Consider the following 14,067-nt stretch of genomic DNA (forward strand, 5'->3'; position numbering starts at 1 on the left):
AGGTTGGTACAGAAATATATATCCCGAATGGAAGAGATGTCATGACCGAAGCAGAGGACCTTGTTGCCGAAATCGAGACGCTGGGCAGCAAACTGGCAGAGGCCAAGGCCTCGATCACCAAGCGCTTCATCGGGCAGGAGCGGGTCGTGGACCTGACCTTGACCGCGCTGCTGTGCGGAGGCCACGGCCTGCTGATCGGTCTGCCCGGCCTGGGCAAGACACGTCTGGTCGAGACGCTCAGCACAGTCATGGGGCTCGATGGCAACCGCATCCAGTTCACGCCGGACCTGATGCCAGCAGACATTCTGGGATCGGAAGTTCTGGACACGGCCGAGGACGGGACACGTGCCTTCCGCTTTGTACCAGGCCCAGTGTTCTGCCAGCTTTTAATGGCGGACGAGATCAACCGTGCCTCTCCCCGCACCCAATCTGCGCTGCTGCAAGCCATGCAGGAAAAGACGGTGACGGTGGCCGGACAGGATCGCCCCTTGGGGACACCGTTCCACGTCTTGGCAACGCAAAACCCGATCGAGCAGGAGGGCACCTATCCGTTGCCCGAGGCCCAGTTGGACCGCTTCCTTGTCCAGATCGATGTGCTCTATCCCGACCGTGAAACCGAGAAGGACATCCTGATCGCAACCACCGGGACCGAGGACGCGCAATCAACCGCCGTTTTCACGGGCGAGGAATTGCTGGCAGCCCAAACCTTGTTGCGCCGGATGCCTGTGGGCGACAGCGTGGTCGAGATGATCCTTGATCTGGTGCGCGCCTTCCGGCCAAATGAGGCAGACGCCTCGGACAAGGTCCGCGAGACGGTCGCCTGGGGCCCCGGCCCCCGTGCTGCCCAAGCCCTGATGCTGGCCGTGCGCGCCCGCGCGTTGTTGCAGGGTCGTCTGGCCCCGTCGGCTGAAGACGTCATCGACATGGCCCGCCCTGTTCTGATCCACCGGATGGCCCTGAACTTTGCCGCCCGTGCCCGTGGCGACAGCCTGTCTGACCTGATCGAAGAGACCGCCGCCGGTCTCAGCCGCAAGGAAGCCGCCGCGTGATCACCCCCCTCGCCCTGCGCGAAAAGGCCGAAACCCAAGCGGCCCGCCTGCCTGCGCTGTTGGCACGGGCAGAGCAGCTTGCGGGTGCCGTCCTGCTGGGTGAGCATGGCCGACGTCGTGCGGGGATGGGGGACGATTTCTGGCAATACCGGCCAGCCCAGATTGGCGACAGTCGCCGTTTGATTGACCACCGCCGCAGCGCCATGGGCGACGTGCAGTTCGTGCGCGAGCGTGAGTGGCAGATTGCCCAATCAGTTATGCTGTGGGTCGATCAGGGCGCGGCCATGCGCTTTGCATCAACCAACGATCTACCAACCAAGGCCGAGCGCGCCCGTGTTCTGGGCTTGGCCACCGCGATCCTTCTGATCCGTGGCGGAGAGCGCGTAGGCCTGACCGGCACCCGACTGCCCCCCCGCCGGGGCAATGCACAGGTCCTGCGGTTAGCAGAGATGTTCACCGAGGACGCGGAGCATGACTACGAACCGCCCGAGCATCGCGCCATGATCCCACATGCGCGGGCCGTGTTCATCTCGGATTTCATGGGCAATATCGATGATGTGAAAACGGCCCTCACCAAGGCCGCCGACCGTGGCGTGCGTGGGGTATTGCTGCATGTCCTCGATCCCGCCGAGGAAGCCTTTCCCTTTCGGGGACGCACCATCTTTGAAAGCGTGGGCGGGACACTGGAACATGAGACACTCAAGGCGTCTGAACTGAAAGACCGGTATCTAGAGCGTCTCGCCGAACGGAAAGCCGAATTGCAGCATCTGTGTTCCGTCGCGGGCTGGCAATACGGCCTGCATCACACCGACCATACAGCACAATCCGGCCTGTTGTGGCTGTGGCGCGCGCTGGATGGCGGGCGGGCGCGAACATGATGGTGTTTGGCCCCATCGGCTTTGCGGCCCCCTGGTTGCTCGTGGCCCTGATCGCACTGCCGATCCTGTGGTTGATTTTGCGCGCGATCCCACCGGCCCCGATCCGCCAACGCTTTCCCGGCGTGGCGCTGCTGCTGGGTCTGCAAGATGACGAATCCGTATCCGACCGCACCCCGTGGTGGCTGCTGCTGATCCGGATGCTGGCCGTGGCCGCAATGATCATCGGCCTTGCCGGGCCGGTGCTGAACCCCGAGGATGACGGGACGGCTGGCGATGGTCCCCTGCTGGTCGCCATCGACGGCAGTTGGGCTGGGGCTGCACGCTGGCCGCGGCTTGTTGAGGCGCTGGATGCCGAGTTGCGCCGTGCGGGTGCAAACGGGCGGCAGGTGGCGCTACTGGACCTTGCCGATCCTGAACAACCCGTTTTCCGGGCTGCGAATGCGCTGTCAGCAACGCTGCCGGGTCTGGCACCATCGCCGTGGCAGCCCGCGGATGCGGCGGACATCGTTGCCGTCCTGCCCGAAGGCAGTTTTGAAACCGTTTGGTTCAGCGATGCGCTCGACTATCCGGCGCGTACTGATCTGCTGTCGGCCTTGCAGGCAAGGGGGCCCGTGCGGGTGGTCCAAAGCGCGACTGCCATCACTGCATTGACGCCCGCCACATATGCGGACGGTCTGGTGGAGGTCACTGCCGTGCGAGCCGACGATGGCCCTGAACGCACGGTGAGCATTCTGGCGCAGGGCCGTGATCCTGCGGGGAACGCGACCATTTTGGCCCGCGCCAATGCCGTTTTCGACACTGGGGCCACCACGGCAACAGCGTCTTTGTCCCTTCCTGCCGAGTTGCGCGCGCGCGTCACCCGTTTCGAGATTGCCAATGCCCGCTCTGCTGGCGCCGTCACGTTGGTCGATGACAGCCTGCGCCGCCGCGAGATTGCCCTGATCGCAGGCCGCGAGGGGCGCGAGGGGTTGGAGCTGTTGTCGCCTCTGCACTACCTCGAACGCGCGCTTGCGCCGAATGCGGACCTGCTGCGGGGTGCGTTGACGGATGTGCTGCCTGCAAATCCAGATGTGATTGTGTTGGCCGATGTGGCCACCCTGTCTGATGGCGAAACCGAAGCGATTTTGGACTGGGTGGATCAAGGCGGTTTGCTTTTGCGCTTTGCGGGTCCGCGCGTGGCCGCCAGCGATATCAGCCGCAGCGAACAGGATCCGCTGATGCCGGTGCGCCTGCGCGCCGGGGGCCGCAGCGTCGGCGGAGCCATGAGCTGGGGCTCCCCCAAGACACTGGCTCCGTTTCGCGAAAACTCGCCCTTCTTTGGCCTGTCTGTCCCCGAAGACGTCGCCATCACCGCGCAGGTCATGGCCCAGCCCGACCCGACACTGGCAGAAAGCGTGATTGCGGAGTTGAGCGATGGGACACCCCTTGTGACGCGCAAGCGTGAGGGTCAGGGGCAGATTGTTCTGTTCCACGTCACGGCGAATGCCGAGTGGTCGTCCCTGCCGCTGTCGGGTCTGTTTGTTGAAATGCTTGAACGTCTGGCGGTCTCTGCCACAACGTCGTCGCCCGAGGCAGGCGATCTGGAGGGCACGATCTGGACGCCGGAGGTGGTTATGGATGGATTTGGCGCGCTACGCGATGCGGGTGCTATGCCTGGGGTGCCGGGGCCTGCGCTGGTCAGCGACCCAACGGGGCCAAACCTGCTGCCCGGTGTCTATGTCTCCGGCGATCGAGCCTTGGCCCGCAACGTGCTGACCACTGATGCCACATTGCAGACGGCCACATGGCCCGCCGACGTGCCTGTGTCCGGCCTGACTGCCGCACCTGAACGCCCGCTGGGTGGGATGCTGCTGGCTGCGGCCATCGGGCTTTTGCTGCTGGATGTATTGGCCTCCCTCGCCTTGTCGGGGCGTCTGACCGGCCGGGTGCGCGCGACGGCGGCGGCCCTGATCGGGGCCGCGATGTTGGTTGGTTTCACCGCGCCCGGCGCGCAGGCCCAAAACGAACCAGCAGATGAGGTTGCTGCCGCAGCCGAGGTTGTGCTGGCCCATGTTGTCACCGGCAACCGCGAGGTGGACGAGGTGGCGCAGGCGGGTCTGCGCGGCTTGTCGGACACGTTGTTCTTCCGCACATCCGTGGAACCGGCCACCCCTTTTGCCGTTGATCTGGAAACGGACGAGCTGGCCTTTTTCCCGATCCTCTATTGGCCGATCACACCCGACCAGCCACGCCCCTCGCAGGAAGCCTATGTCAAGCTGAACGACTACCTGCGGTCTGGCGGTCTGATCCTGTTCGACACCCGTGATGGCGATGTTGCGGGCTTTGGTGCCTCAACGCCAAATGGACGCAAGTTGCAGGATCTGGCGGCCCCTCTCGACATCCCCGCACTTGAGCCCGTGCCGCGGGATCATGTGCTGACCCGCACCTTTTACCTGCTGCAGGATTTCCCCGGTCGCCACCAGAATGGCGAGGTCTGGGTCGAGGCCGCCCCACCCGGTGCCGAGCAGGTCGAGGGCATGCCGTTTCGCAATCTCAATGACGGCGTGACGCCAGTGGTCATCGGCGGCAATGACTGGGCGTCGGCTTGGGCCGTGACATCCAGCGGGCAGGCGATGCTGCCCGTGGGCCGTGGCTTTGGCGGTGAACGCCAGCGAGAGTTGGCGTACCGTTTTGGCGTGAACCTGGTCATGCATGTGCTGACCGGCAATTATAAAAGCGATCAGGTCCACGTGCCTGCGTTGCTGGATCGGTTGGGCCAATGACCGGAACCGTCTTGTTTGATCCGCTGCTGCCCTGGCCCGTGCTGGCTGTCGTCGCCGCCTTGGCAATCGCCGGGGTCGCGCTGGCCCTGATACGCGGCCTGAACGGTTGGGCTTTACGTGGCATGGCGGCCATTGTGGTGCTTGCCGCCTTGGCCGGGCCATCACTGCAACAGGAAGACCGGGCGCCGCTGTCCGATATTGTCATTGTGGCCGAGGATGAGAGTGCCAGCCAGAAGCTGCGGGACCGGCCCGATCAAACAACCTCTGCCGCCGATGCAATCGAAGCCGCCCTATCGGCCCGCGAGGGCACCGAGGTCCGCCGCGTTACCGTTCCGGACGGAGAGGAAGACGCAGGGACCCGTCTGATGACCGCCTTGTCGGACGCGCTGGCCGAAGAGCCGCGTGCCCGTGTTGCGGGCCTGATTGCCCTCAGCGATGGGCAAGTGCATGACGCCGATTTGCCCCTTGATCTGCCCGCGCCATTGCACCTGCTGTTGACGGGGCGCGAGACGGATTGGGACCGCCGCTTGCTGGTCAAGAACGCCCCGGCCTTTGCCATCATCGGTGAGCCGGTCACGCTGACCCTGCGGATCGAGGATATGGGTGCTGTTCCCCCTGATGTCGGTCTTGCCCCGCTTGATATTTCTGTCGACGGTGCGCCCCCGCAACGCTTCAACGTGCGGACCGGTGAAGATTTCGAACTGCCCATCAGCCTGCCCCATGGCGGGCGCAACGTGATCCAGTTTACTGTCCCCGAAGCAGACGGAGAGCTGACAGACCGCAACAACACCGCCCTGATCCAGATCAACGGTGTGCGCGACCGTCTGCGGGTCTTGCTGGTGTCGGGTGAACCCCATGCCGGGGGGCGCACATGGCGCAACCTGCTGAAGTCCGACAGTTCGGTCGATCTGGTGCACTTCACCATTCTACGCCCACCCGAGAAGCAGGATGGGGTGCCGGTTGGAGAGCTGTCCCTGATCGCCTTCCCGACCCGCGAGTTGTTTCTGGAGAAGATCGACGATTTCGATCTTATCATCTTTGACCGCTACAAGCGGCGGGGCATCCTGCCCGCGCTCTATCTGGACAACGTGGCCCGCTACATCCGCGACGGTGGGGCCGTGCTGGTTGCGGCGGGACCAGACTTTGCCAGCGCCGACAGCCTATATCGTTCGCCCCTTGGGTCGGTGATGCCGGCCCAACCCTCGGCCCGTGTGCTGGAGGAAGCCTTTCGCCCGCAAGTGTCCGAGCTGGGGCAAAAGCACCCTGTGACCACTGGCCTGCCTGCCGCTGGCGATTGGGGTCGCTGGCTGCGTCAGATCGATGTTGCCGCCGAGTCCGGCAGCGTGGTGATGGAAGGTGTGGATGGGCGACCACTGTTGATCCTTGATCGGGTGGATGAGGGCCGCGTGGCACTGCTTGCATCAGATCACGCGTGGCTGTGGAACCGAGGATATGAGGGCGGCGGGCCGCAACTGGAATTGCTGCGCCGTCTGGCCCATTGGATGATGAAAGAACCCGAGCTTGAGGAGGAGGCGCTGACCGCCACCGCCACAGGCCAATCCATGCGGATCGAGCGGCGTACCCTGTCTGATACCGTGCCGCCGGTGACCATCACCGACCCGTCGGGCAACGTTGTGGAACTTGAGATGACCGAGGTCAGTCCCGGTCGCTTCGAGACCCGGTACGAGGGGCCGGATATAGGTCTTTATCGGCTTGAGAATGGCGATGCGCAGACCGTCATTGGGCTGGGACCTGCTGCGCCCAAAGAGTTTGAAGCCACGATTGCGACGGCTGACTTGCTTGGACCGCGCGTGGAAGGCACACGCGGCGGCGTGCTGCGCCTGGAAGACGGAATGCCGCGCATTCGCACCGTGCGCGAAGGGCGGCCTGCTGCCGGGCGTGGATGGATCGGGATCACGCCGCGTGACGCTTATGAAACGCAGGATGTCCGCCAGATGGGCCTCTTGCCCCCGTGGCTGGTTCTGCTGCTGGCCTCTGGCTTTATCATCGGCGCGTGGCTGCGCGAGGGGCGGCGTTAGGGTCGGACCTCGACCGCGGCGCGGGTTGAACGGCCCGAGGCGTCAATCACTGCTATATCCGAGAAGCCTGTGTCGAGTGCGCCGATGGCGATCTGCCGATCCCGCGCCCCGGTCGCCACAACGGCCCCATTGACCAGAACGGTCAAGGGCAAGGCGCCGCCCGCCACCTTTATGACCGCCTCTCGCTGCGCCAGCCGCGCACCTTCCGGGGGAAAGACCATTTCCGGTCCGTTGCCTGTGTCCATCCACGCGCCAAAACGCTGTAGAGGCACGGGCAGGTCTGCGGTTGCCAGAAGCAATGTGTCCGACGGCGGCGGTGGGGCGGGCGCAAGCTGTGGCTTCAAGCGCCCGAACGCTTCGAACAGGATGGGGGCGGCATGTGCACCGCCGAAAGCACCGGGCACGGGCGTACCGTCCGGTCGGCCCATCCACACGCCGATCACGTGCCGTCCGTCGAACCCGATGGCCCACGCGTCACGGTGCCCATAAGAGGTGCCCGTCTTGTAGGCCAGCCCGGATGGCGCACCGGGCGGTGGCGCGATCCCCCGCAGGATATCACCAACCTGCCATGCAGCGCGCGGTGCGATCAGTGTGTTTGTGCGACCCGAGGCAAGGTGGCCGTAGACTGTCACCAGATCGTCGAGGCTGAGGCCCACACCACCAAGCGCAACGGCAAGCCCTGCCTGTCCGCCCGGCAGCTTCGGCTTGGCCCCAAGCGCCCGCAGCGCAGCCATCAGCCGTTCCGGTCCAAGCGCTTCGGTGAGGGCGACCGGCGGGATGTTGAGCGACAGGGTCAATGCCTGCCGGGCCGTGACATCGCCCCGGAAAACGCCATCGAAATTCTGCGGCGCGTAGCGGCCAAAGCGCGTGGGTCGGTCGGCGAAGACTGTTTCGGGATGCGCAAGCCCCCGGTCAAAGGCCAGCGCGTAGATCAACGGCTTCAGGGTGGAGCCGGGGCTGCGCTTGGCCCGCGTCATGTCGATGAACCCCGGCGTGCCGTCTTTGTCGGCGTAATGCGGGGCACCCACGCGTGCCAGAACCTCGCCGCTTTCATGGTCCATCACCATCAGCGCCAGAGAGACACCGCGCGCCTGACCCGCCGCGTGCAGGCGGACAAGGTTGGACATGCTCTTTTGCACCTGCGTCGACAGGGTTGTGTCGAACCTTTGGGTATCGAGGTTAGCGGTGCGCAAGGCATCTGCATGGTGAGGGGCCAAGCGGGGCAAGGCACGGGCCTGTGTCGGGACACCTGTATGCGACGGGTCCGCCCCAACGCGGGCAAGCACCCGGTCTCGAGCCGATTGCGCTCTATCCGGGTGGCGGTCCGGGCGCCGTGCCTCCGGCGCTTGCGGCAGCGCCACAAGCAGGGCCGCTTCCGCTTCGGTCAGACGTGTGGGTTCTTTACCGAACCATGTGAATGTGGCGCTGCGGACCCCTTCGATACGTCCACCATAGGGGGCGTGTTGCAGGTAGAGATGCAGGATATCATCCTTGCTGAGACGTCGTTCCAGCGCCCAGGCCACCCGCATCTGCCGCAGCTTGCCCTTGATCGATCCGGTGCCCGAGTTTTCGAGCAGACGGGCCACCTGCATTGTCAGTGTTGATCCGCCAGAGACAACACGTCCTGACCACACTGCCTGCCCCACGGCGCGTGCTATTGCACGCCCGTCTACACCGTTGTGGGTGCGGAACCTCTTGTCCTCATAGGCGATGAGCATGTCGGTCAACCGTGGGTCAACGCCACCGCGTGGGACCTCCAGCCGGATCCGCCCATCTTCGACCGCAAAGGCGCGCATCAGGTGACCGTGCCTGTCGCGCATCTCTACTGATGTCTCGGCCAGCGTTGTGGGCAGCACTGTCCTGTCCACCCACGCATCCCACGCGTCATGCAGGCTGGCCGCGACCAGCATGGCGCCCGCGAGGGCGAACAGGGGGCGGTGCGGCCGCTTCACTCGGTCACAACCGTGCGGCCTGTGCCCGTCACCGCACGGTATTCAGCGCGGTACATATCCTCAACCAACGCTGCGGGGTGATGGAAGTCGCCGGGACTTACAGCCCGGGCGATATAGGCAAGGCGGAACGTCTCTGACCCGGTGTGGTTCACCGCGGCAAGGAAGCGATCAGAGCGGAATTCGGCATGTTCGGTGGTGGCAGTCTCCAGCCATTCAAGGCCCGCCACGTCGCCCGACCTGATCAGGTTGGGGTTGTCAATCTCGATCCCCGCTGGCAGAGGATCATCCACCATCAGCCGCGCACCGACTTTTTCAAACGGTGTTACCGTCAGCACGATCACCCGCCGTTCGCCGATAGTCCAAGGTCCTTCGGCAACGCGCCCTTCAAGCGTGAATGCATCGCGTGTGATGCTGTAGCCGTAGCCTCCCGCCTCGGGTGGGGTAATCGGCACGCCGTAGGTGGTGAGTGTCACATCCTGCGGCTGGCCCGAGACGTTCCGGATGATCGATACCGTGTCGCCCAGCGCACGGCTTTGAACCACGGGGCCGGACACCGCTGTGTCATCCACCGAAAGCACTGGCGCGCCTGCCCCATCGCGCAATGCCTGCGCCGCCATGAGCAGTTGAGCCGCTTCCTGGGTGGAGTACCCACCACGGCCCGCTGTCACTGTTGCAGCAAGGCGCGATTGGTCGACACGGGTGCTGCCTGCCTCTGCCGCCAGATGCAGCAGCCCCGCCGCGTCGCGCAAAGATGTGCCGTAGTCGGCGCGCCATAAGCCAGTGTCCGTGTTGTTCCGCAGCGCCAGATCCTGCGCCAGACCAAAGAGCCGGTCAGCACGGGTCTGTTCACCGTAGCTGGCAAGCGCCGCGCCCAATTGTGCACGGGCGAGCAGGGTCGAGAACGCCTCGGCCTTGGTATCGGCATAGTAGCGCAGATCACCAATCGATGCCGATCCGGCGCGGGCCAGCACCATGAGGGCGTAAGCGATGTCTTCGCCGCCCGTATCGAAATCGGGTGCGTAGTTGATCCGGTTGCGCAGGTTGTCGAGGGCGAGCCGCAAGGCACGCTCTGGCACCGCGTGCCCCTGATCACTTGCCCGGAGGAGAAAGTCGGTGACATAGGCATCCAACCAGAAATCCCCCGACTGCGCCCGCCAGAGGCCGAAGGCCCCGTTGCTGGCCTGTCGGGTCAGAACACGATTGATGGCCGTTGTGATCCGCTGATCGACGTCCGCCAGACCCGCCGCTTGCGCCGTGCGCGACAGATAGAGCAGCGGAAGCGCCGCCGACGTGACCTGTTCCGTGCAGCCGTAGGGATAACGGTCAAGCTGCCCGATCAACCCGGGCATATCGAACCGGGCGAGCGGTCCGGCGGCAAGCGTTGCCCGCGCGCTGTCCGGTCGAAGATTGGCAAAGACATTGTCGTCAAAGGTCAGCGCCTCACCCGCTGCCAATTCCAGACGCTGGGTGACGGCGATGGTTGGGTCGTTGGCCCGAACGCCAAGCGTGAGTGACTTTGTCAGGACCGTGCCATCAGGTGTGGTCAGCGCCAGATCGATGCTGTGATCTCCGATCCCTTGCGCGGTGAGCGGCAGAGAGACGCGAACGGTGCCGCTCTCGGTCAGGTCAATTGTTGATGGCGCAGCGCCAACCGAAACGCCACCGCCTGACACTTCCAAAGGCATCGCACCGGACGTGCCCGCCGCATGCACAAATTCAAACTGCACGCGGCTTTGGTCGCCGGGCGCAAGAAAGCGTGGCATAGCCGCCGAGATCACAACCGGGTCGCGGGCGATGACGTCGGAAGAGGCTTGTCCAACCCCGTTATTCGACCATGCCACGGCCATCAGCCGGATCGTGCCATTGAAGTTGGGGCGCGGGATCGTCACTCGGGCCATACCATTGCTGTCGACTGGGACTGGACCGGAGAAGGCCGCCATGACCGCCTCGGTCGGGGGTGGGCTTTGCCGCTGCATGCTGCTGCCTGCATCCCCGCCGGAGCGGACCGTGCCAAGCGCGCCGCTTCGGCCATCGATCAGGCGACCGTAGACATCGCGCAGGTCAACGCCAAGGCGACGCTGGCCGAAATAGTGCCCTTGGGGGTCCGGTGCTTCGAAACCCGTCAGGTTCAGGATGCCGACATCCACGGCCGCAAGGGTGACGAAACCATCCGCACCTTCAAGACCATCCACACGCACCGCTACCTCGGTTTGTCCTTCTTGGCCCTCAACCTCTTCCGGAGCGTCGATGGACACCGACAATGCTTTGTCCTCGGGATCAATGGAGGCATGAGAGAGCCCCAGCACGCGGGCCGGGCCGGAATCGCCGGAGAGGCCCGTGCGCAGGACCGAAGCGGTGACATAGGCGCCCGTTCCCCAGTCTTCGGTCACCTCGAGCGGGATCACCGTCTCACCCGCTTGCACGGGGATGCCCTGCCGCGAGATCACGCTGCCGGAAAGTACAGACACAAGCGCCACGCCGTCGTGGGGCGGTACGATCCGCAATTGCGCGGTATCGCCAACCCGGTAGGTCTCGGCATCGAGCGACAGGGTCAGGCGATCCGGGGTCGCACTGCTGTCTGCGGCACCGTACCAGCCGGATGCAAAGGAAACCGAGCTGGCGGTATAGGCCCCTTGAGTGCTTTCGACGACCAGCTCGTAATCGCCCCATTCGGTGGGTGTACTGACCTGCACGGGTGCATCGCCAAGGACCGCGGTGTCTTGAGCCACGCGGATGCGCCGGGTGATCGGCTCCCAATTCCAATTGCCGTTCAGCTGGTACCACTGGTATCGCGTTTCGACCCTGTTGACTGTCCATTGCACCGGCAGGTTGGCGGGTGCCCCCACTGCAATCACTTCGAAATCAGCGCTGCCCCCCTCGGGCAAGACATCATCAAAGGCGGGCTTGATCCCGATCACCGGGCCATTCGGCGCGATGGGGCGAGTCAGGCTGCGTTCAACCGGGCGACCGCCGCTGTCGGACACGCGGACTGTTGCCACGGCTTCGAGCAAAACATCATCCGCTACAACCTCAGGCCAAGGCAAGGACAGGTAGGATTTGCCGGCCGGGTCTGTGCGCCCACCCTGCACGTAGCGACGTTGTGGAGAGAAAGCCGCGTCATGTCGGCCAAAGAGATATCCGGGATACCCTTCAAGCCCGGTGCGCTGCCGCACCTGAATATCGCCTTCGACAGCCAAATCCGCACCGGGCGCACCGAAGAGGTATTGCGCGTCCACATCCACGATTGCGGGTCTATCAAGGCTGAGCGGTGCGTCGGCGGCAGTCAGTGTCACGTCGATGCGGTCTGGGATGAAATCCTCGACCAGCACGGTTTGGGTGGCGAGGGCGGGTGCCTTCAGATCGCCCTTCACCTCGATCCGCCACGTCCCGCGTGGCACCGTCGTGCCCAACGGCAGCGACACGACATGGCCGCCGCTTCGCCCCTGCGCACTGACTGTCCGGCTGTATTCGACACCATCCGGGCGGCTGAGAATGACGGTCAGGGGCAAGCCATCAATGGCACGCGCTTTGTCATCACGTGCCAGCGCCGTCAGATGAATAGTGGCGCCGGGGCGATAGGCGCCGCGATCCGTTGTCACAAACAGATCGATGGGCGGCGCTGGCGGGCGACCCTCAACCCCGCGGTCGGACAGGTCAAAGGCCGGATCCGTGAGCGGCAGGAATACGAAATCATTCGCTGTTTCGACCTGCAGCATTGCCGGTCGTGTGGAACCTGTTCCACGGGTCAGGCCAGCATCGAATTTGGCGAAGCCATCTGCATCCGTTTGCACCTCACCCAGAACGGCATTGGCCTGAGAAATCAGTCGCACCGTTGCCCCGTCCACAGGACCGGCATTGCTGAGCGCGCGGACCGAAGCCGTCAGCCCATCATTCCCCTGCCACGTGCTTAGCCCCAGATCGGACAGCACGAACCACTGCGTTGCCGCCACAACATCATAACCATCACGCCCCTGTTCGCGCGCGGACAGGACGTAGACGCCCGGAGGCTGGCCGCCCAGCGCCTCGTCCAGAGGGAGACGCGTGCGCATTTCGGTGTTCAGGTCGTTTTGTACCTGCCCCGTACCGCGCCAGATCTCTTGCGCGATGTCCGTATTGAACTGATCAGCCTGCCATCGTGACAGGGGCCGACCAAAGAAGTCCCGGCGCATGGATTGGACAAGGTTGCGGTCACTGACACGGCTGAGTACCAGATCAACCTCGTTCACATTCACCGTCTCGATGGGGATGCTCGCCCCGGCCCCGCGTGCCAACACGTAGCCCCGCCCCGGAAAGCGGACCACCGGTGTGCGGTCACGGACATAAAGGTTCAGCGACACTTCCTTGGCCAGCACCTCACCGCTTTCGGCGGGCAGACCAGAGCGGAAAGTCACGTTGTAACGTTCGCCATGCTGAACCCCATCGATGCAAAGGTCGCGTCCGTCTGCGGCCACAACGAGACCCGGCGTCGCCATGCGCACAAACGGCTCATAGTCCACACCACTCTGGACCAACGGTTCAGAGAACGTGGCGCAGATGCGGGGGGCCGCACTGTCATTGTCCACCTGATGTTCGACAACACGGAAACCGTATTTTGCGATGGCTTCGTCCAGCGCCCTGGCCACATCGTCGCGCGGCTGGATGTTCTGGGCCAAACGCAATGCTCGGATCGAGTCGCGTCCCCGCCCATTCAATTCCAAGGCATCTGCAAGCGTTTGAAGGGCGTTAACCTGGCCACCGGGGGTGTCAGAACGCAAATAGCCGTTCAAGGCAGCAGGCACAGCGGCTTGCCGGGCGCTGCGACGCCGACTTGCCGCGACGTCATCGCCCTGACGCAGAGCAATGTAAGCGTATCGTGTCCACAGGTCTGGCGCGTCTGTCAGCGCGACAGCCATTCCAGTCCATCGCAGGGCTGCCCCCCTATCGCCACGGTCCCAGGCAGCGCGGGACGCCGTCATCAAGGGATCCAGCACCCGCCCCGATTGGGCAAAACGCAAACTAACGTCGGAGGCCAATCCGCGCGCCTCGTCCAAATCGGCTTGCGATACATCCAACGCAGCGGCCCGGCGCGCCGCTGCTGCTTTCAGATCGTCAGAGGCGCCAAACCGTATGGCTGACCGAGCGCCGGAATACGGTTGTTCGTCATCTATCCGAGCCTTTGGGAAACAAGCACTTGATCGGTCGTTAAAAGTGAAGCCAATACATGCATCATCCGCGCTGCAGGCCCGCGCGCAGGCATCAAAGGTTGTATCGAACAGCGATGCGCGATCTGCACCAAGGTAGTCGACATCCTGGGTCACGATGTACCGATCATCCGGTATCGCACCCTGCCCCCACGCCGCCGCTGCCCAAGTTAGTGCAATCAGTCCAATCAACGCGTGGCGCATGAT

General features: G+C 64.2%; 6 protein-coding genes. 4 read left to right on the forward strand and 2 right to left on the reverse strand.

Annotated features, from left to right (window positions below; all coding sequences use genetic code 11):
- Positions 1-41 precede the first annotated feature (41 nt).
- Genes IE087_RS00365 through IE087_RS00380 form a run of 4 tightly spaced genes read left to right on the forward strand, consistent with a single transcriptional unit; the run spans position 42 to position 6,728 of the window.
- Complete coding sequence (locus IE087_RS00365; protein WP_189366950.1) at positions 42-1,049, forward strand: AAA family ATPase; 1,008 nt, start codon at positions 42-44, stop codon at positions 1,047-1,049.
- Positions 1,046-1,927 (forward strand): DUF58 domain-containing protein, encoded by an 882-nt coding sequence (locus tag IE087_RS00370; protein WP_189366951.1) that lies wholly within the window; start codon positions 1,046-1,048, stop codon positions 1,925-1,927. Before IE087_RS00365 ends, IE087_RS00370 begins: the two co-directional genes overlap by 4 nt.
- Positions 1,924-4,689 carry a DUF4159 domain-containing protein gene (locus tag IE087_RS00375; RefSeq protein ID WP_189366952.1) on the forward strand — a complete coding sequence of 922 codons (2,766 nt, stop codon included), beginning with the start codon at positions 1,924-1,926 and terminating at the stop codon, positions 4,687-4,689. Before IE087_RS00370 ends, IE087_RS00375 begins: the two co-directional genes overlap by 4 nt.
- The gene (locus tag IE087_RS00380; protein WP_189366953.1) at positions 4,686-6,728 is read left to right on the forward strand and encodes a hypothetical protein; all 2,043 of its coding nucleotides are present in this window, start codon (positions 4,686-4,688) and stop codon (positions 6,726-6,728) included. The genes IE087_RS00375 and IE087_RS00380 overlap by 4 nt, the downstream gene beginning before the upstream one ends.
- On the opposite strand, the gene pbpC is transcribed toward IE087_RS00380, so the two are convergent.
- Complete coding sequence (gene pbpC / locus IE087_RS00385) at positions 6,725-8,638, reverse strand: penicillin-binding protein 1C (protein WP_189368286.1); 1,914 nt, start codon at positions 8,636-8,638, stop codon at positions 6,725-6,727. The two genes, IE087_RS00380 and pbpC, sit on opposite strands and share 4 nt — an antisense overlap.
- A 38-nt stretch (positions 8,639-8,676) precedes the next feature.
- A complete protein-coding gene (locus IE087_RS00390) occupies positions 8,677-14,064 on the reverse strand; it encodes an alpha-2-macroglobulin family protein (RefSeq protein ID WP_189366954.1) in 5,388 nt (1,795 codons plus the stop codon).
- Positions 14,065-14,067: the final 3 nt, after the last annotated feature.

It is taken from the genome of Tateyamaria omphalii, assembly GCF_014651375.1.
GTDB lineage: Bacteria > Pseudomonadota > Alphaproteobacteria > Rhodobacterales > Rhodobacteraceae > Tateyamaria > Tateyamaria omphalii.